The sequence below is a fragment of the Ferribacterium limneticum genome, from assembly GCF_020510625.1.
GTDB classification, from domain to species: domain Bacteria; phylum Pseudomonadota; class Gammaproteobacteria; order Burkholderiales; family Rhodocyclaceae; genus Azonexus; species Azonexus limneticus_A.
Window position 1 is genome coordinate 1,922,708 of sequence record NZ_CP075191.1, and the last position, 17,546, is coordinate 1,940,253.

19 protein-coding genes are annotated in these 17,546 nt (G+C 61.9%); 10 read left to right on the plus strand and 9 right to left on the minus strand.

Annotated elements, in window-relative coordinates:
* Positions 1 to 55: 55 nt before the first annotated feature.
* The 8 genes from KI617_RS09095 to nifL form a co-directional block, all read right to left on the minus strand.
* A complete protein-coding gene (locus KI617_RS09095; protein ID WP_226451679.1) occupies positions 56 to 448 on the minus strand; it encodes a NifB/NifX family molybdenum-iron cluster-binding protein in 393 nt (130 codons plus the stop codon).
* A 98-nt stretch (positions 449 to 546) separates the two neighbouring features.
* The gene (locus tag KI617_RS09100; protein WP_226451680.1) at positions 547 to 852 is read right to left on the minus strand and encodes a hypothetical protein; all 306 of its coding nucleotides are present in this window, start codon (positions 850 to 852) and stop codon (positions 547 to 549) included.
* Positions 849 to 1,382 carry a flavodoxin gene (locus KI617_RS09105; protein WP_226451681.1) on the minus strand — a complete coding sequence of 178 codons (534 nt, stop codon included), beginning with the start codon at positions 1,380 to 1,382 and terminating at the stop codon, positions 849 to 851. Before KI617_RS09105 ends, KI617_RS09100 begins: the two co-directional genes overlap by 4 nt.
* Positions 1,383 to 1,391: 9 nt before the next feature.
* A complete protein-coding gene (locus tag KI617_RS09110; protein WP_226451682.1) occupies positions 1,392 to 1,661 on the minus strand; it encodes a nitrogen fixation protein NifZ in 270 nt (89 codons plus the stop codon).
* A gap of 4 nt (positions 1,662 to 1,665) precedes the next feature.
* The gene (locus KI617_RS09115; protein WP_226451683.1) at positions 1,666 to 1,995 is read right to left on the minus strand and encodes a (2Fe-2S) ferredoxin domain-containing protein; all 330 of its coding nucleotides are present in this window, start codon (positions 1,993 to 1,995) and stop codon (positions 1,666 to 1,668) included.
* Between the two features lie 143 nt (positions 1,996 to 2,138).
* Positions 2,139 to 2,570, minus strand: coding sequence for an IS200/IS605 family transposase (gene tnpA, locus KI617_RS09120; RefSeq protein ID WP_226451684.1), 432 nt, complete (start codon positions 2,568 to 2,570; stop codon positions 2,139 to 2,141).
* Positions 2,571 to 2,792: 222 nt separating this feature from the next.
* Positions 2,793 to 4,409 (minus strand): nif-specific transcriptional activator NifA, encoded by a 1,617-nt coding sequence (gene nifA / locus KI617_RS09125; protein ID WP_226451685.1) that lies wholly within the window; start codon positions 4,407 to 4,409, stop codon positions 2,793 to 2,795.
* Positions 4,410 to 4,428: 19 nt separating this feature from the next.
* A complete protein-coding gene (gene nifL, locus KI617_RS09130; RefSeq protein WP_226451686.1) occupies positions 4,429 to 5,952 on the minus strand; it encodes a nitrogen fixation negative regulator NifL in 1,524 nt (507 codons plus the stop codon).
* Positions 5,953 to 6,242: 290 nt separating this feature from the next.
* Between nifL and rsxA the strand changes: the two genes are divergently transcribed.
* From rsxA to KI617_RS09175, 9 genes are all read left to right on the plus strand, one after another.
* Positions 6,243 to 6,821 (plus strand): electron transport complex subunit RsxA, encoded by a 579-nt coding sequence (gene rsxA, locus KI617_RS09135; protein ID WP_226451687.1) that lies wholly within the window; start codon positions 6,243 to 6,245, stop codon positions 6,819 to 6,821.
* A 126-nt stretch (positions 6,822 to 6,947) separates the two neighbouring features.
* Positions 6,948 to 7,475, plus strand: a complete 528-nt coding sequence (locus KI617_RS09140) for an RnfABCDGE type electron transport complex subunit B (protein ID WP_226451688.1) — start codon at positions 6,948 to 6,950, stop codon at positions 7,473 to 7,475.
* A gap of 7 nt (positions 7,476 to 7,482) precedes the next feature.
* Positions 7,483 to 9,006 carry an electron transport complex subunit RsxC gene (gene rsxC / locus KI617_RS09145; RefSeq protein ID WP_226451689.1) on the plus strand — a complete coding sequence of 508 codons (1,524 nt, stop codon included), beginning with the start codon at positions 7,483 to 7,485 and terminating at the stop codon, positions 9,004 to 9,006.
* Positions 9,007 to 9,778: 772 nt separating this feature from the next.
* Entirely contained in the window at positions 9,779 to 10,876 is a 1,098-nt protein-coding gene (locus KI617_RS09150; RefSeq protein ID WP_226451690.1) for an RnfABCDGE type electron transport complex subunit D, read from the plus strand.
* 1 nt (position 10,877) lies between these two features.
* Entirely contained in the window at positions 10,878 to 11,483 is a 606-nt protein-coding gene (gene rsxG / locus KI617_RS09155; RefSeq protein ID WP_226451691.1) for an electron transport complex subunit RsxG, read from the plus strand.
* A gap of 9 nt (positions 11,484 to 11,492) precedes the next feature.
* Positions 11,493 to 12,170: an electron transport complex subunit E gene (locus KI617_RS09160; RefSeq protein WP_226451692.1), complete on the plus strand. Its 678-nt coding sequence runs from the start codon at positions 11,493 to 11,495 to the stop codon at positions 12,168 to 12,170.
* 20 nt (positions 12,171 to 12,190) lie between these two features.
* Entirely contained in the window at positions 12,191 to 12,460 is a 270-nt protein-coding gene (locus tag KI617_RS09165; RefSeq protein WP_226451693.1) for an RnfH family protein, read from the plus strand.
* Positions 12,461 to 12,607: 147 nt separating this feature from the next.
* Complete coding sequence (locus KI617_RS09170; protein ID WP_226451694.1) at positions 12,608 to 13,933, plus strand: citrate transporter; 1,326 nt, start codon at positions 12,608 to 12,610, stop codon at positions 13,931 to 13,933.
* Positions 13,934 to 14,125: 192 nt separating this feature from the next.
* Positions 14,126 to 15,172 carry a ComEA family DNA-binding protein gene (locus KI617_RS09175; protein ID WP_226451695.1) on the plus strand — a complete coding sequence of 349 codons (1,047 nt, stop codon included), beginning with the start codon at positions 14,126 to 14,128 and terminating at the stop codon, positions 15,170 to 15,172.
* A gap of 50 nt (positions 15,173 to 15,222) precedes the next feature.
* Here KI617_RS09175 and KI617_RS09180 read toward each other — a convergent pair whose 3' ends face one another.
* A complete protein-coding gene (locus KI617_RS09180) occupies positions 15,223 to 15,657 on the minus strand; it encodes a universal stress protein (protein WP_226451696.1) in 435 nt (144 codons plus the stop codon).
* Between the two features lie 217 nt (positions 15,658 to 15,874).
* Here KI617_RS09180 and nifE point away from each other — a divergent pair, with 217 nt between their 5' ends.
* Entirely contained in the window at positions 15,875 to 17,275 is a 1,401-nt protein-coding gene (nifE, locus tag KI617_RS09185; protein WP_226451697.1) for a nitrogenase iron-molybdenum cofactor biosynthesis protein NifE, read from the plus strand.
* Positions 17,276 to 17,546: the final 271 nt, after the last annotated feature.

Here is a 17,546-nt window from a genome sequence, read left to right on the forward strand (position 1 = left end):
GCGGCCGTCGCGCTGCAAGCGGCACTGGTCGAGCCGGTGCGCTGAGGCGGGGCGTTCAGTATCGCGAAAAGAGATCGCGAATCCGGCACAGGCTGGTCGTGATGTCGAAGCGAGGGTCGAGCAGGGCTTCGCCGGCCAGCAGGCGGGTGATGGCGATGGCCGGGTCGGTTTCGCCGGTCAGCAGCACTTCGGTGCCGCGTTTCTTCATGTGGCGGATAAAACCGTCGCCAGCGCTGGCGGCGACGATGATATCAACGCCGTCGAGCGGATGTGGCGCGTCATCCGCAAACACGTGGAGCACCTGTTCCTTCTCCAGATCCACCCTGCGCGGCGCTGGAAGTAGCCGATTTGCGCGGTGACTGGAGAGATCGTAGAGCAGCCACTGCCGGGTTTGCCCGGCGTGACTGCTGACGGTGGCGAAATCCTTGGTGGCGATGGCGATTTTCATGGGGTGGAGCCGAAAGATTTGATCATGGGGTAGGTGGGTATTCAGTCGGCCATGCGGGTAAGCGCCGAGCCAGTCACGGCGAGAAGGCGGGTGGCAATTCAGGCATCAAAATGCAGCGCAAGGCTGGCCAGCAGCTTGGGTAGCGGCAGGTTTTCCTCGCTCTCCACAATGCCCGGCACCGGGTGCGGAAATTCATAGAAGATGCCGTAGGTGCCGGCCCGTTGGCCGTGCAGGTAGACGTGGGCCCGCAGCGAGGCAATTTCAGCGTGGCGCAGGGTGACGATGTGCGGGTCATCGCCCCGGTCAGGTTCGATGTCGCAGGCCTGGGCGATGTGTTCGTCGAGCGAGACCAGCACGCGGCGTATTTCGCGGGATTTGGGCGCGGCCCAAGGGTTGGCGTTCATGGCAGTAGCTCCGGTTTGATCTGGGCAAGCCAGGTATCGATGCGTTCCTCGGTCAGGACCGGCTGCAGATGCTGGTCGAGGGCCAGGCCGAAAAACTCGTCACCATCGAGCGCCTTCGAGGCCTTGAATTCGTAACCCACGCTTGGCCAGCGCCCAATCATGCGGGCGCCGGCGTCTTCGAAGGCATCGTGGAGCAGGCCGATGGCATCGACAAATTCGTCGGGATATTTCTTCTGGTCGCCGAGGCCGAAAATGGCAATGGTCTTGCCGCTCAGATCGGTATCGGCCAGTTGCGGCAGAAATTCCTCCCAGCTCGGCTGGTTGAGGCCGACCGACTGACCGGGCAGTTCGCCGTCGCCGAGTGTCGGGCTGCCGACGATCAGTGCATCGTAGGCGAGAAAGTCGGCCAGCGTGACCCGGCCGATATTGACCGGTGCGTCGGCAGCATCGCCCAGCTTCTTGGCGATCTGCTTGGCAATCAGCCGGGTGCGCCCTGTGTCGGTGCCGAAGAAAATGCCGATTCTGGCCATGACTGTTCCTTATGCGCTGACCGGTTCTTCCTGCGTCAATTCTTCCGGCAGGCAGCCGACCGGATTGCCGAGGTTGCCATCCGGGCCGTTCTCGAATTGCACCAGATAGATCTCCTGGGTTTCGTCCATTTCGGCCACGCCAAAATGAACCACCACGCCGCGCGTGCCGGCCGCGGCGATCAGGCCTTCTTCCTCGGTTATGCCGGGCATGCCGCCATCGTTCAGGATGTCTTCGGCGGCGAAGACCATGTCGCCCACTTCGTACTGGATTCTTTCCATGATTTCAGGCCCAGACATCGGCCGGCGCCAGCAGGCGCGCTACCGGTTGATCGAACATCAGGTGCTCGTCGATGATGGTGCCGACGTCTTCCGGCTTGACGTTGGTGTACATGACGCCTTCCGGATACACCAGAACGCTTGGCCCGAGATGGCAGGGGCCGAGGCAGCCGGTATTGGTCAGCGCGAAGCCGGACGCCCACAGGTTGCGGGCGGTGAATTCATCCGAAAACGCCTGCCAGGTCTGGCCGCAGCCTTTTTCCTGGCAGGAGCCGCGCGGGTGGCCATTGGGGCGCCCCTGGACGCAGACGAGAACGTGTTTCTTGGGTTTGGGCATGGGAATCTCCTGGGTGATGGTTTTGCTATTGCAAGTCGAGTGCCAGGTTTAAGTTGAATTAAGTTAAATCACCCCCGGCAAAGCCGGGGGCCTATCAGTTGAGCGCCTCAAAGGCGCTGAAAACCTGGAGCCGCCCGAGACGGCTACACGCCTAATTTCATTTGGTCATAACGTTCATCTTCGTCCTCCTGATTACGGATGTACGCCCTGACTATCTCTTCATCGAGCCCGACCGTTGAGACGAAGTAACCTCGTGCCCAAAACACCTCGCCCGTGAAATTCCTGCTTCGCCCACCGAAGTGCCGCGCTATCGCTATGGCACTCTTACCCTTGATGTAACCCACCACATGCGACACGGCAATCTTGGGCGGAATGCTGATGCACATATGCACGTGATCTCCCATCAGGTGTCCTTCTACTATTTGCGACTCTTTCTGCTTGGCTAATTCCCGGAAAATCTCTCCCAAGTGCTGCCGCAACGCCCCAAAAATTCGCTTCTTCCGTTTCTTCGGGATAAACACTACGTGGTACTTACAGTCCCACCGACTATGGCTCAGGCTCTGATAATCTTGCATCGTGTATCTCCTTCTCTTGGTCGAGATAGAAGACTCACAACGACCGACGTATAGGTCAAACCTTGGTGAGTCCCCCGGCAAAGCCGGGGGATTACCTCAATGATTCAGGGGGTTGTGTTTTTTGGCTTTGTTGGGTTTGCGACAAGTTTGGGGTTTGGGGCGGCTTTCAGCGTTGTTTTCCGCCGCTCAACGGCGGAAAACAGCGCTTGATACCTTCTGGTATCAGAACTGCTTAACCTCAATATTCAATGTCTGAATCCGGTAAGCAATCTGCCGCGGCGTCATCCCCAGAATGCGCGCCGCCTTGGCCTGCACCCAGCCAGCCTGTTCCAGCGCCGCAATAACGCGTTCCTTTTCTGAAAGGTTCGGATCATCGATGTCGATTTCCGGGCTCGAGACAGAAGCCGTACTCAAGGCTGCCGGGACGGTACGCAGCGGCCGTGGGCTGGTCCGCTCGCGGGCACTGGAGAAGCGGATCAGATCGACATCGATGTGGCCATCGTCGGACAGCACTGCGGCGCGTTCCAGGCAGTTTTCCAGCTCACGCACATTGCCTGGCCATTCATGGCTGGCCAGTCGGCGATTGGCCATGTCGGTCAGGGTCAGCTTGCGCTTCTGGTCGTTGCCGATCTTGCCGAGCAGGTGGCGGGCGATTTCCGGGATGTCCTCGATCCGTTCGCGCAACGGCGGCAGGAAGAGGGGCATGACGTTGAGGCGGTAGAACAAGTCCTCGCGGAAGTCGCCCATTTCGACGGCGGTTTCGAGATCGCGGTGCGTGGCGGCGATGATGCGGACATCGACCTTGATCGTCTTGCTGCCGCCGACCCGCTCGAATTCGCCTTCCTGCAGGATGCGCAGCATCTTGGCCTGGAAGGCTGGTGAGACTTCGCCGATTTCGTCGAGGAACAGCGTGCCGCCGTGGGCCTGCTCGAAGCGACCCTTGCGTGACTCGACGGCACCGGTGAAGGCGCCGCGCTCGTGGCCGAAGAGTTCCGATTCGAGCAGATTTTCCGGCAGCGCGGCGCAGTTGAGCTTGACCAGCGCATTGCGGGCGCGCGGCGAGTTGTAGTGGATGGCGTTGGCGATCAGTTCCTTGCCAGTGCCGGTTTCGCCGCGGATCAGCACCGTGGTGTTCCATTTGGCGACCATGCGGGCCTGATCGAAAACGCGGCGCATGACGGCCGAGCGGCCGACCATGCTGTCGAAGCCGAATTGATGGCGAACAGTGCGGCGGAGCAGGTCGCGCTCTTCAAGCAGCGAGGATTTTTCCTGGGCGACGCTCATCGACAAACTCAGGCTCTGGCCGATCAGGTTGGCGACCATCTCGACGAACTGGGCGCGCTCTTCCAGCAGGCCGTCTTCCGGCGCTTCCGGCTGGACGGCGAGGACGCCCTTGAGATCGCCGCCGACCTTGATCGGCACGGCGATGAAGGGCAGGTCGGGCTGATAGACGCCGTGGCGGTTGAGGAAATGCGGTTCGTCGGCGCCACGCGCCAGCTTGATGGTGCGCGGTTTTTCCAGCACCAGCCCGATGATGCCTTCGCCCGGGCCGTACTGGTTGTCGTCGAGGATGGGGCCTTCCGGCGTGTAGATGGTGCGGATGCTCAGCTTGCCGCTCTCCGGATCGACGACGCTGATCAGGCCGCGGGTCAGCCCGGCCTCGTCGTGCAGCACGCGCAGGACATCGCGCAGTGTTTCGTTGAAGTCTAGGGATCGGCTCAGCACCCGGCTGACCGCGTAGAGCGCTGCCAGCAACTGGATGTTGAGCTCGTGCGTTCGGCAGAAGCCGCCACCGGGCGGGCATTCGTCGCTAAGCGGGTGGAGGGTGTGTTCGTGCATGCTGTTCTCGTTGTTTTTCTTAGATCGGGTCGCCGTCGACGCGGAATTCGACGATGGCGGCACAACCGCCGCTTGGGCTTTCGTCGAGATCGATGATGCCGCCGTGGTCAGCCACCACCTGCTGGGCGCGCGACAGGCCGGTGCCAATGTGCTTGCCGCTGCCGCCCTTGGCCGTGAAGAAGGGCTCGAAGGCCTTGTAGCGCCAGTCCTGCGGGATGCCGGGGCCGCTGTCGAGCACGGAAACGACGATGCAGTCGCCGTTCAGTTCGCTGGTCAGCGACAGTTCGCGGCGCTTCCAGCCCTTGATGTTCATTGCCTCGATGGCATTGTCGACCAGCGCCTTGAACAGCATGCGCAGTTGCAAGGGGCGGCCAAGGATGGCGGGCAGGGTTGACGCAGGTTGCCAGTCCACGACGATGCCGGCGGCGAGCAGGCGGGGCGTGCTGACTTCGAGCACGTCACGCAGGATTTCATTCATGTTCACGCTGACGACGATCTCCTGCGGGCTTTGCGGGATGACCTGGCGCAGCGCCTCCATGTGCTCGCGGCTGCCCGACAGCGCCTGTTGCAGCATGGCGGCGCTGGCCGGGTCGCGGCGCTGGAGTACCGAAATGGCAGAAGACATCACGTTCATCGGCTCTTCCAGTCGGAAGATGGTGGCCGACAGGCCTTCACGGATGGCCGCCGTACGTTCTTCCTCGGCCAGCACGGCCTGCAGGGCCGAGGCACGGGCGCGTTCCTGCTCGTCGCGCAGGTTGGTGATGTCGGCGATGACCAGCAGCAGGCCGGGCTGGCCGGCGGCGCAGAAATAACTGTCGGCGCAGTCGCTGTGCATGCCGATCACCGATGATGTCATCGAAAGCCAGCGGGCCCGGCCGGCAGCCCGGTCGATGCGGGCTTCGCGGTTGCTGACCACCAGTTGCTGCGGGCTGATCGGAAGGATCTCCCGCCAGCCTGGGATCAGACCATCAAGGACGGTATGGGCCGGCTCCTTGACGCGCAGGTCGGTAACCAGCTTTTTGTACTCCTGGTTGTCGAGGATGACGCGGCCGTTCGGATCGAGCAGGGCGAAGGCAATCGGCGCGGCGTCGACCACCGATTCGATCAGGTGCTTTTGATTGGCAACGAGGCGCTCCAGCCGATGCAACTCGGTGATGTCGCGGTGCATGCCGAGAAAATGTGAGGTCTTCCCGGCAGCATCAACGACGGGGGAAATACTCAGTTCGGCCAGATAGAGCTCGCCATCCTTGCGCCGGTTGAGCAGTTTGCCCGACCACGGTTTCTGAGCCGCAAGATCGCTCCACAGCGCTTTGTACAGCTCGGGCGGCGTCGTGTGGTTGGAAAGCGTCGACTCGTTCAGGCCAACGATTTCCTCCTTGCTGTAGCCGGTGACACGGGTAAAGGCGTCGTTGGCAAACAGGATATTGGCCTTGGCATCGGTAATCGAGATGGCAAGATCGGCCTGATCGACGGCCTGACGATAGACCTCCGGCGGAAGCATCTGCTCGATAAAGGGTGTCTGGGCACGCGTGACAGCCGACATGACTATGCTCCTGAGTAATTCGTTAGGTGTAGCCAAACTAGTTCGATATAACTATGTCTAGCAGTTTCCGTGCCTTTACACGAATGGCGTGGCTTGCGGCTGTCGGTGTCGGGTTTTCGGCAGAAATCCGACGATTTCCTGTTGCATTTGCGACATTTGATTCTTTCGAAAATGCACTGTTTTTGGGCGTTCGCCATGGCAAGCCGCCTCGGCATGGAGTTTCGGGGTCTTTGGGCTAATTGGCACGGCTTGTGCAATGAAGACGGCGAAACAACCCGAGCCCGACTGCCATGAGTGAATTTCTCCTGCTGCTGCTTTCCACCGCGCTGGTCAACAACGTGGTGCTGATCAAGTTCCTTGGCCTGTGCCCTGTCATGGGCGTGTCGAAGAGCGTGGATAGCGCCCTGGGCATGGGCCTGGCAACGACCTTCGTCATTACCCTGGCGGCAGGCGCTTCGTGGATGCTCGATAACTGGCTGCTGCAGCCGCTCGGGCTGGGCTACCTGCGCATCCTGACCTTCATCCTGGTTATCGCGGCGGTGGTTCAATTCACCGAGATGTTCATCAAGAAATCCAGCCCCGGTCTCTACCAGTCGCTCGGCATCTACCTGCCGCTGATCACCACCAACTGCGCCGTGCTTGGTGTCGCGCTGCTCAACGTCGAGCAGAAGTTCAGCCTGTTCAAGAGTCTCCTCTACGGCTTCGGTTCGGCGCTCGGCTTCACCATCGTGCTGCTGATCTTTGCCGGCCTGCGTGAGCGGATTGCTCTGGCTCGGGTCCCCGGCGCCTTTTCGGGCGCGCCGATTTCGTTCATCACCATCAGCCTGCTGGCCCTGGCCTTCATGGGCTTTTCCGGCCTCAACGTCTAGGAAGCGTTTGCAAAATGACCCTGCCTGCGTTCTGCCTCCTTGCCGTACTACCTGTACTGTCTGCGTCGGCAGGCCTTGGCCGGGCCGCTGCGCTTCATTTTCCAAACGCTTCCCCGGAGGAATGAAATGATCGCCGCCATCCTCAGCCTGACCCTGCTCGGTGCCGCGCTCGGCATCATCCTTGGTGTCGCCAACAAATTCCTGCAGGTTGAAGGCAATCCGCTGGTTGATGAGCTGATCGCCATGATGCCCGGCTCGAATTGCGGGCAGTGTGGATTCCCCGGCTGTTCCGGTGCGGCGGGCGCGATTGCCGACGGTAGCGCGGCGCCGACCTGCTGCCCGCCGGGCGGCAAATCGCTGGCTGTCGCCATCGCTGCCAAGCTTGGCCTGACGGTTGATCTCTCGGCGATGTCCGACGATGGTCCGAAGATCGCCGTGGTTGCCGAAGAGCTGTGCATCGGCTGCTGCCGCTGCAGCAAGGTGTGCCCGACCGACGCCATCATCGGCGCCGCCAAGCAGGTACATAACGTCTTCCGCGAAGCCTGCACCGGCTGTTCGAGCTGCATCGAGAAATGTCCGACCGAGGCGCTGGTGATGAAGCCGGTGCCGGTCACCCTGCAACACTGGGTGATGCCCAAACCCCTCGCTGCGTGAGATAGACATGGGATTCATGAACCTCTTCAAGCACTTCCTCGGCAACGACTGGGGGGTGCATCCGGACGACCACAAGCGGCCGGCCGCCGACCAGGCGGTGCGCGTCATGCCGGTCCCGGCCCGGCTCTACCTGCCGCTGCAGCAGCACCTCGGCGGCCCGGCCCGGCCGGCCGTGCTGGTCGGACAGAAGGTCAAGAAGGGCGAGTTGATCGCCGAGGCGCAGGGCATGGTTTCGGCTCCCATCCACGCACCGACTTCCGGCACGATTGCCGCCGTCACCGAAATCACCGCGCCGCATCCTTCCGGCCTGAGCTTGCCGGCGATCATCCTTGACGCCGATGGCGCTGACGAGTGGATCGATCTGCACGGCTGCGATGATCCGTTTGCCCTCGACCCGGCCGAGATTGGCCAACGGGTGGCGGCTGCCGGCGTGGTCGGCTTGGGCGGCGCGGCTTTTCCTTCAGCGGTCAAACTGACCGGCGCCCTGCGTGCCGAGGTGACCACGCTGGTCATGAACGGTGGCGAGTGCGAACCCTATCTTTCCTGCGACGACCGCCTGATGCGCGACGCCGCCGCCGGCATCGTCGACGGCATCCGTATCATGCTTCACGCCACCGGCGCCAAGGTGGCGCTGGTCGGCATAGAGGACAACAAGCCGGAAGCCATCGCCGCCATGCAAGCCGCGGCAACCGGCTTCGACAGCGTGCAGATTCGCCCGGTGCCGGCGCGTTATCCGATGGGTTCGGAGAAACAGCTGATTCAGGTGCTGACCGGGCGCGAGGTGCCGGCTGACGGCCGCGCTTTCGATATCGGCGTCGTCGTCCATAACGTCGGCACGGCGCTTGCGGTACGTTCGGCAATTCGCGCAGGCAAGCCACTGATTTCGCGGCTGCTCACGGTCAACGGCAATTGCATGGCACATCCGGGAAACATCGAGGTTCGCGTCGGCACGCTGGCCGAAGAGGTCATTGCCTTTGCCGGTGGCCTGAAAGGTGACGGCATCGGTCTGGCTCGCCGCGTCATGGGCGGCCCGATGATGGGCATGCAGATTCCGCACTGGCGAGTGCCGGTGGTCAAGGGCACCAGCGGCATCCTGGCTTTCGACACGGTAGTGGTGGCGGAGCAGGAGCCGAATCCGTGCATCCGCTGTGGCTCCTGCGTCAAGGCCTGCCCGATGGGCCTGCTGCCGCTGGAAATGAGTTCGCGCATTCGTAACGAGGCTTACGGCGAAGCGATCGATCTCGGGTTGAAGGACTGCATCGCTTGCGGCTGCTGTGCCTACGTCTGCCCGTCGAAGATTCCGCTCGTCCAGTATTTTGTCCATGCCAAGGGCGAACTGGCTTCGCAGGATCGGGCCAAGCTGCGGGGGGATGCGACGAAGAAGCTCGCCTTGCAGCGGCAGGAAAGGCTGGAGCGCGAGGCGCGGGAGAAGGCGGAGGCCAATGCCAGGCGCAAGGCGGAGCGGGAGGCGGCTGCGGCGGCCAAGGCGGCTTCGGTCAATTCCTCTGCCTCGGCCGGGGAGGTAGTATGAGGGTAGGGGGCTTTCCTGATGCGTTGTTTTCCGCCTTGCGGGCGGGCGTACTTTCTTTTGCTTCGCCAAAAGAAAGTAGCCAAAGAAAAGGCGACCCCGAGGGCGGCGCCGGCGTTGCCGGTTCCTTGCGCTACTCGGCAGGCCGGGCGCCTTGCCTGAACTCGCCTGCGGCTCAGACAAGGCAAGCCGAAACCCCCCGGCCCGCCTGCGTTGCTCAGCGCCTTCCACGGGGACCCGAAAAGCGTCCGGGCTCGACCGTTTTTCCGCAAAAAGCCGGTTTCCACGACCATAGAAACAACGGCTGGCCGTACGGTCAACCGGGAAAAGCGGCCAAAAATCAAATTCTCCGGCGGCGCACGCACGCCCAATCCCCGTCACTCCCGCGCAGGCAGGAGTCCAGACGCCTGCTGGATTCCCGCCTGCGCGGGAATGGCGGCACCCAAGCTCAAACCTGGCTCGTTTCACCGGGCCCCTTGAGAGGTGCCGAGCAACGCAGGGGCTGGCGGAAAAAGGGCGAGGACTGTCTGAGGGCGCAGCCCGAGTTCCGCAGCCCCCGCCAGTCCCGAGTAGCGCAGGGAACCGGCGCAGCCGGCACCGACCCGGGGTCGCCTTCTTTTTGCTTACTTTTTCTTGGCGAAGCAAGAAAAAGTGAGACGCCCCGCAAGGGCGGAACCCCAAGCCAATCGAAGCCGCCAGCAAGGCTGAACACAACGGTTGATGTGAGCATGCTGCCGCGTCAGGCGGGAGTGAAACACCCAAAAGGAGCCCCCCTATGACCCCGGCCACCCTGACCGCCCAGCCGGTCGCCTCTCCCCATGCCCATGGCGGCAACTCCGTCACCCGCACCATGTTCCGCGTCCAGATGGCGCTGGTGCCCGCCACGCTCTACGGCTTCTGGCTGTTCGGCTGGCCGTCCTTCTTCCTCTGGCTGCTGACCATCCTCTCCTGTCTCGGCTTCGAAGCGCTGTCGCTCAAGATGATGGGCGTCACGCGCATCAAGCGCACGCTGCTCGACGGCTCGGCGCTGCTCACCGGCTGGCTGCTGGCGATGACCTTGCCGCCTTGGGCGCCGTGGTGGGTGGCGGTGGTCGGTGGCTTCATCGCCATCGTGATCGGCAAGCAGGTTTTCGGCGGGGTCGGGCAGAACGTCTTCAACCCGGCCATGGTCGCCCGCGTCGCGCTGCTCGTTTCTTTCCCGGTGCCGCTGACCATGTGGGTGTCGCCGCTGCCGCTGACTTCGCTGGCCGCGCCGGACTTCATCGACGGCCTGCGCATTTTCCTGACCAGCCTGCCGCAGCCCGATGCGATGGCCAGTGCCTCGCTGCTCGGCCATACCAAGACCGAGCTGTCGCGTGGCATCGACCTGTTCCATTCGCTGGCCGGCGAGCATGTGCCCGCGCTGTCGTGGATCGGCGCACGCTCCGGCAGTTTCGGTGAATCGGCTTCGCTGCTCATCCTGGCCGGCGGGCTGTACCTGATCGGCGTCGGCATCATCACCTGGCACGCCCCGCTGGCCGTGCTGGCCGGGCTGGCGATTCCTGCTGCCATTGGCCACAGCGTCGATCCGACCCATTACCTGAGCGTTTCGGCCCACCTGCTATCCGGTGCTGCAATGCTCGGCGCCTTCTTCATCGCCACCGACTATGTGACTTCGCCGAACACGGCGACGGGTCAGATCGTCTTCGGGCTCGGCATCGGTTTCATGACCTGGGTGATCCGGACCTGGGGCGGCTACCCCGAGGGAATGGCCTTCGCGGTGTTGCTCATGAACGCGCTGACGCCGGTTATCGATCGCTTCATCAAGCCGCGCATTCTGGGGCGCGATCGCAAGGGCAAGCCGCTCGATATTCCGGAAGGGAAGGAGGCCTGAGATGAATCTCGAAGCCATCCGCGAAAAAATCGCTTACCAGCCATTGCTGCTTGGCATCTTTGCCTTGCTCGCCAGTGGTGCGCTGGCCTGGGCATCAAGCGCCACCGGGGAAGCCATCGCTGCCGCCGAAGCCAAGGATCTGCGTGACTCGCTGTCGGAAGTGTTGCCCCAAGGCATGGCCGACAACGATTTCCTGACTGACACGGTCGACCTGAAAAAAGGCGAAAAAACGATAACGATCTACCGCGCCCGGCAGGGCGGGGTGGTCAAGGCGGCGCTGTTCAAGGTCGCCGAGCGCGGTTACGCCGGCGACATCCAGGTGCTCATGGCGGTCGATACCGACGGCAAGACGCTCGGTGTGCGGGTGTTGAAGCACGCCGAAACCCCCGGCCTCGGCGACAAGATCGAGGTCAAGAAGGACAAGTGGATCAAGGATTTCGACGGCAAGTCGCTGGGCGATCCGAACCCGGAAAAATGGGGCGTCAAGAAGGATAGCGGCGTCTTCGATCAGTTTGCCGGGGCGACTATCACGCCGCGCGCCGTGGTCAAGGCGGTCAAGGGTGGGCTGGAGTTCTTCGCCGCCCATAAGTCGGAAATTACAGGCTAGGAGCGGATCATGAGCGAGTTTTACGGCAAATTGATGAAAGATGGCCTGTGGGAAAACAATGTCGTTTTCTCGCAGATGCTGGCGCTGTGCCCGACCATGGCGGTCACAACTAGCGGTACCAATGGCCTCGGCATGGGGCTGGCGACGACGGCGGTGCTGGTCGTCTCCAACATTCTCGTGTCGATGATCCGGCACACGGTCAGTTCGCAGGTGCGGATTCCGGTTTTTGTCGTCCTGATTGCGACGCTGGTGACGGTGGTCGACATGGCGATGAACGCCTGGCTACATGAGTTGTACAAGGTGCTTGGCCTGTTCATTGCGCTGATCGTCGTTAATTGCGCCATTCTCGGCCGGGCTGAGGCCTTTGCCGTCAAGAACGGCGTCGTCGCCTCGGCGGTCGATGGCCTGGCCATGGGCCTGGGTTTCACCGGGGCGCTGACCTTCATCGGCCTGATCCGCGAGTTTCTCGGCTCTGGTACGCTGTTCGCGCAGGCCTCCAACCTGCTCGGGCCATCCTTCGCTTTTCTTGAAATGAAGCTGCCGGGTTACGGCGGCGCCTTGCTGATGATCCTGCCGCCGGGCGGCTTTGCAATCCTCGGCTTTTTGCTGGCCGGCAAACGGGTGATGGAACAACGGATGGCTGACAAGGCCGCGGCAGCGGGCGAGGGCGCTCCGGCGGCGGCCTAAGGGAACACAGGGAGAAAATCATGCAGATCGGCGTTGCCTATTCCGAACCGGGCCAGCAAATCTGGCTCAATATCGAGGTTCCCGACGAATCGACCGTAGCTGACGGCATCGAGCGTTCGGGCATTCTCAAGCAATTCCCGCATATCGACCTGACGGCCCAGAAAGTTGGTGTCTTCGGCCGCCTGGTCAAGCTCGACGCCGCCCTGAAGCCGGGCGACCGGGTGGAAATCTACCGGGGCATCATCGCCGATCCGGAAACCGTGCCGCGCAAGGACATGGCCGACGATTGACACCCTACGGGAAAGTCCGAACTTGAAAACCCGACCCTGGCGGTCGACAATGTCGTCGTTTGCCGGTCGGGGTGTAGCCTGAAGGACGTTTTTTCGGGTTGCCTTGCAGCACCAATAACCAGAATTTCAACATCCACGAGAACAGCCATGCACCGTTTATTACCCGCACTTCTGTTGCTACCCGCCTCCGTTTTTGCGGCCGATGCCCTGCCTAGCGTCGGTGGTATTCCCATTGATTTCATCCTGTTCGGCCTGACCCTGCTCGGCGTCGCGCTTTTCCACCATGCCACCCTTTACGTCGCACTGACCGGCCTGTTCACGATCAGCCTGTACAAGATCGTGTTCACGGGTTTCAAGACCGGTGCCGGCGTTGCCGGGTTCATGGGGCTCCTCGGTCATGAGTGGGTCACGGTGGCCAACCTGTTCTGCTTGCTCACTGGCTTTGCGCTGCTTGCCCGCCATTTCGAGAAGAGCCATGTGCCGGTGATCCTGCCCAAGTATCTGCCGGAGGACTGGAAGGGCGCCTTCGTCATGCTGGTCATGGTTTTCGTGATTTCCAGCTTCCTCGATAACATCGCCGCCGCCCTGATCGGTGGTGCCATGGCCCACCAGCTGTTCAAGGGCAAGGTTCATATCGGTTACCTGGCCGCCATCGTCGCTGCCTCCAATGCTGGCGGTTCGGGCTCGGTGGTTGGCGATACGACAACCACCATGATGTGGATCGACGGCATCAGCCCGGTTCAGGTTTTCGATGCCTACGTCGCGGCCGGTGTGGCGCTGCTCATCATCGGCTACTTTGGCGCCAAGCAGCAGCACGCTTACTCGCCGATCATCAAGCATGCCCACGCCCACACTAAGATTGATTGGGGCCGCATTTTCATCGTTGCCACCATGCTGGTTTTTGCCGTGGCGACCAATGTCACCATCAACATAAAATTCCCGGAGTTGGCCGAACACTTCCCGTTCATCGGCGTTGCCGTCTGGGTGGCGATCATCCTGACCATCCCGGTGCGTCGCCACGACTGGGAACTGATGCCGGAAACCATCAAGGGTTCGATCTTCCTGCTTTCGCTGGTACTTTGTGCTTCGATGATGCCGGTCGAGGCGCTGCCGCCGGCTTCGTGGCAATCGGCCTTCACGCTGGGCTTTGTTTCCGCCGTCTTCGACAATATTCCGCTCACCGCGCTGGCGCTGCGTCAGGGCGGCTTTGACTGGGGCTTCCTGGCCTACGCCGTCGGCTTCGGCGGTTCGATGCTGTGGTTCGGCTCGTCAGCCGGCGTCGCGCTGTCCAACATGTATCCGGAGGCCAAGTCGGCCGTCCAGTGGATCAAGCACGGCTGGCACGTTGCCGTCGCCTACGTCGTTGGCTTCATGGTCATGCTCGCCGTGCTCGGCTGGCATCCCGATACCGGCCACAAGAAAGTGGCAGCGCCGGTCGTCGTCGAAGCGCCTGCGCCAGCTCCGGCGCAGTAGTCCGATTCTTGAAAACGACTGAAAATGAATCAAGGCGGCTTCGGCCGCCTTTTTTCATGTCGGTTTTGCGACAAATCCGGCCCCGTTCTAGCGCACCATTCCAGTGCAAAAATACAATACTAACTATATGATAAAAAAAGAAATATTGGTCATATAATGCGCCTCCTCGATAGACTGAACAGGTATCAATTCATGACACAAGACATTTCCGGAAACGCCCTGGCCAGCATTGGCGCCACGCATGGCTACTGTTTTGACGGCGATTCCGTCCAGATCAATGCCGAACTGAACTTTGCCGACGCCGCGCTGGGCGCTGCTTCGCATTGGGCGCTGCAATTGTGGAGCAGTGCCTCGGCTTTCCCGGCCGGCCAGCTGGCTGGCGTCAAGGTTGCCGAGCTGACCGTTTATCCGGCAGCCGGTTATCAGAGCATCGCGGCAACCGTCGCCGCCATGCCGCCGGCTGGTTCCGATGAACAGAACATGGCGCTGGCCCTCGTTTTCTGGGGTGAGAACGGCCAGCCGACAGTGGCCGACCTGGCGATCTATCCGGTTGCCGAGAGCTTCGTCCAGCCGCGCCTGTCCGGCAGCGTGACCTGTGCCCTGGCCGATGGCTTTGCCACGATCAAGCTCGATGCCATTGAAAACCCGCGCGCCGATGACAACCTGAGCGGCACCCTGGCCCTCGAACTGTGGGCGCTCGACGCACCCTACGCCGGCGGCAGCTGGCAGGGCATCCCGGTGGCCAGCGTCATTCTCGGCGTGTTGGGTGGTGGCCAGCAGCTGGCCGATTGCGATTTCGTCGTGCCGGCTGCTGCCCCTGAAGGCCCGGGCGTGCTGACCCTGATGCTGCGCGAATGGGGCCCACTCGGCTACGTGACGCGCGATTACTGCAACCTGTCGCTGGAAGCGCCTGCGAAGGCCAAGCCCAAGGCAGCAGCCAAAAAGGCCGCTGCCAAGAAAGAGGCTCCAAAGGAAAAATCCAAGGCCAAAGCTGAAGCCAAAGCCGAGCCGAAGGCAGTCGCCAAGGAGAGCAAGGTGCCGGCCAAGGCTGCGGTCGCCAAGGGCATTTCCGTCAATACCGCCAACGAAACTGCATTGCTTGCCGTCAAAGGCCTGAGCGCCACGCTGGTTAAAGCCATCATCGCCGGTCGCCCCTATGCGTCGCTCGACGATCTGGGTAGCGTCAAGGGCATCGGCCCCAAGCTGCTGGCCAAGCTGCGCGACGAACTCGCGCTGTAAGCTGACTTGAATTGCTTGCCTCAGCCGGTGACGGTTGGGGCAAGCTCGTTTCAGTCGTTCTCGGCCTTGACGCAGATAACCGGCTTTGTCGCCAGATGCAGCACCTTGCGCGTCACCGAACCCAAGGCCAGCGCAGCCAGACCGCCCAAGCCGCGGGTACCCATGACGATGCTGTCGCAGCCCAGTTCTTCGGCCAGCGCGACGACGATTTCGGCAATGTCGCCCTGTCGGACGTAGGTCTTGTGGGCAATGCCAGCCTCGTTCAAGGCGTTGAGGACAGGCTTGAGAACGATGTGGGCGCGGGCCGTCAGATGCCCCCGGATCGCTTCTTCTTCCATGCCATGGGTTTGCCAGGCGACAGGTGCCGGTTCAACGTTGACGACATGCACGTCAAGCGGACCGTGCAGTTTGGCAAACTCGATCACGTAGAGCGCAGCGGCGAAGGCGTGTTTCGAGCCGTCGACAGGAAGTAGTACGGAACGCATTTGAATCTCCTTTTGCCGGGTTGTGGGTGATTCGATGTTCTCTCTCTTCAACTGTAGAGGGTGTTGGTGCATTTCGGTAGCGCCATCGCCAAAGCCGTCGTGTTTTTCCCGGCTTGTCGCAAAGGCGACAATTTTCCCGGCTTTTAATCCATACAAAACAACGAATTAAAGGTGGCACCCGTCTTGCTAAATGCTCTCCATACATCTGGAGAACAGCATGAAAGCCAGCGAAATTCAGGCCTTGCTCGACGAGCCGGCCTGTACCCATAACACCAAGGAAAAGTCCGGCTGCGCCAAGCCCAAGCCGGGCGCCACCGCGGGCGGCTGTTCCTTCGACGGTGCGCAGATTGCGCTGCTGCCGATTGCTGACGTCGCCCACATCGTGCATGGCCCGATTGCCTGTGCCGGTTCCTCCTGGGACAACCGCGGCACGCGCTCGTCCGGCGTGACCCTGTACAAGATCGGCATGACCACCGACCTGTCGGAAACCGACGTGGTCATGGGGCGCGGCGAGAAGCGCCTGTTTCATGCCATCAAGCAGGCCATCGACAGTTACTCGCCAAAAGCGGTTTTCATCTACAACACCTGCGTCACCGCGCTGATCGGCGATGACGTCGGCGCCGTCTGCAAGGCGGCCACCGAACGCTGGGGAACGCCGGTCGTGCCGGTTGATGCGGCCGGTTTCTACGGCACCAAGAACCTCGGCAACCGACTGGCCGGCGAAGCGATGTTCAAGCACGTCATCGGCACGGCCGAACCGGCTCCCGTTGCGCCGCGCGCCGACGGCCTGCCGACCTACGACGTCAATCTGATCGGCGAATACAACATTGCCGGCGAGTTCTGGCATGTCGCGCCGCTGTTCGACGAACTCGGCCTGCGCATTTTGTGCACGCTGTCCGGCGACTCGCGCTTCCATGAAGTGCAGACCATGCATCGCGCCAAGGTCAACATGGTGGTTTGTGCCAAGGCGCTGCTCAACGTCGCTCGCAAGATGGAAGGCAGCTTCGGCATTCCCTTCTTCGAGGGCAGCTTCTACGGCGTGGCGGACGTTTCCAACGCCCTGCGCGATTTTGCCCGGCTGATCGGCGACCCGGATCTGACGGCGCGCACCGAGGTGGTCATCGCCCGCGAGGAAGCCAAGGCCCACGCCGCGCTCGAACCCTGGCGCGCCCGCCTCAAGGACAAGCGCGTCCTGCTCTACACCGGCGGCGTCAAGTCGTGGTCCATCGTCTCGGCCCTGCAGGATCTGGGCATGAAGGTGGTGGCGACCGGTACCAAGAAATCGACTGAAGAAGACAAGGCGCGCATCCGCGAACTGATGGGCGAAGACACCAAAATGATCGACGACGGCAGCCCGAAGGCGCTGTTGTCGACCTATCACGAGTACAAGGCCGACATCCTGATCGCCGGCGGGCGCAATCTCTACACGGCGCTCAAGGCACGGATTCCCTTCCTCGACATCAACCAGGAACGCGAATTCGGTTACGCCGGTTACGCCGGCATGAGCGAACTGGCCCGCCAGTTGGCGCTGTCGATGGAAAGCCCGGTGTGGGCTGCCGTACGCAAGCCGGCACCGTGGGCCAAGCAGAACTGCCCGGGCACTGTTTTAGTGGCTTGATGTTCAGCCGCAAGGGCTGATCGTCGCGATCTGCAACCGGCCAGGGCAGGGCGGGTTGCTGTTCGCCTTTTGGGCGAAAGATCGCCATCAACCGGCATTGCATTCCCGAGATGAATCGCACGCCGTCCGTTCGGAATTCCGAACGGGCTTGCCTGGCAATATCCGGAAATCCGTTCGCCGGACTCCAGCGCACTCCATAAAAGCCCAAACAATCAATCCCATACGATAGCCAATGCGCTGGCACGCGCTGTGCAATAAGAAGCGGTAAGCG

Excerpts from the sequence above, each read along its gene's own strand:
- rsxC (WP_226451689.1), top strand. The coding sequence starts at position 7,483 with ATGGGATTCATGAACCTCTTCAAGCACTTCCTCGGCAACGACTGGGGG.
- KI617_RS09105 (WP_226451681.1), bottom strand. The coding sequence starts at position 1,382 with ATGGCCAGAATCGGCATTTTCTTCGGCACCGACACAGGGCGCACCCGG.
- nifE (WP_226451697.1), top strand. The coding sequence starts at position 15,875 with ATGAAAGCCAGCGAAATTCAGGCCTTGCTCGACGAGCCGGCCTGTACC.
- KI617_RS09180 (WP_226451696.1), bottom strand. The coding sequence starts at position 15,657 with ATGCGTTCCGTACTACTTCCTGTCGACGGCTCGAAACACGCCTTCGCC.
- KI617_RS09160 (WP_226451692.1), top strand. The coding sequence starts at position 11,493 with ATGAGCGAGTTTTACGGCAAATTGATGAAAGATGGCCTGTGGGAAAAC.
- KI617_RS09170 (WP_226451694.1), top strand. The coding sequence starts at position 12,608 with ATGCACCGTTTATTACCCGCACTTCTGTTGCTACCCGCCTCCGTTTTT.
- KI617_RS09175 (WP_226451695.1), top strand. The coding sequence starts at position 14,126 with ATGACACAAGACATTTCCGGAAACGCCCTGGCCAGCATTGGCGCCACG.
- KI617_RS09165 (WP_226451693.1), top strand. The coding sequence starts at position 12,191 with ATGCAGATCGGCGTTGCCTATTCCGAACCGGGCCAGCAAATCTGGCTC.
- KI617_RS09150 (WP_226451690.1), top strand. The coding sequence starts at position 9,779 with ATGACCCCGGCCACCCTGACCGCCCAGCCGGTCGCCTCTCCCCATGCC.
- tnpA (WP_226451684.1), bottom strand. The coding sequence starts at position 2,570 with ATGCAAGATTATCAGAGCCTGAGCCATAGTCGGTGGGACTGTAAGTAC.
- nifA (WP_226451685.1), bottom strand. The coding sequence starts at position 4,409 with ATGCACGAACACACCCTCCACCCGCTTAGCGACGAATGCCCGCCCGGT.
- nifL (WP_226451686.1), bottom strand. The coding sequence starts at position 5,952 with ATGTCGGCTGTCACGCGTGCCCAGACACCCTTTATCGAGCAGATGCTT.
- rsxA (WP_226451687.1), top strand. The coding sequence starts at position 6,243 with ATGAGTGAATTTCTCCTGCTGCTGCTTTCCACCGCGCTGGTCAACAAC.
- KI617_RS09095 (WP_226451679.1), bottom strand. The coding sequence starts at position 448 with ATGAAAATCGCCATCGCCACCAAGGATTTCGCCACCGTCAGCAGTCAC.
- KI617_RS09140 (WP_226451688.1), top strand. The coding sequence starts at position 6,948 with ATGATCGCCGCCATCCTCAGCCTGACCCTGCTCGGTGCCGCGCTCGGC.
- KI617_RS09115 (WP_226451683.1), bottom strand. The coding sequence starts at position 1,995 with ATGCCCAAACCCAAGAAACACGTTCTCGTCTGCGTCCAGGGGCGCCCC.
- KI617_RS09100 (WP_226451680.1), bottom strand. The coding sequence starts at position 852 with ATGAACGCCAACCCTTGGGCCGCGCCCAAATCCCGCGAAATACGCCGC.
- rsxG (WP_226451691.1), top strand. The coding sequence starts at position 10,878 with ATGAATCTCGAAGCCATCCGCGAAAAAATCGCTTACCAGCCATTGCTG.
- KI617_RS09110 (WP_226451682.1), bottom strand. The coding sequence starts at position 1,661 with ATGGAAAGAATCCAGTACGAAGTGGGCGACATGGTCTTCGCCGCCGAA.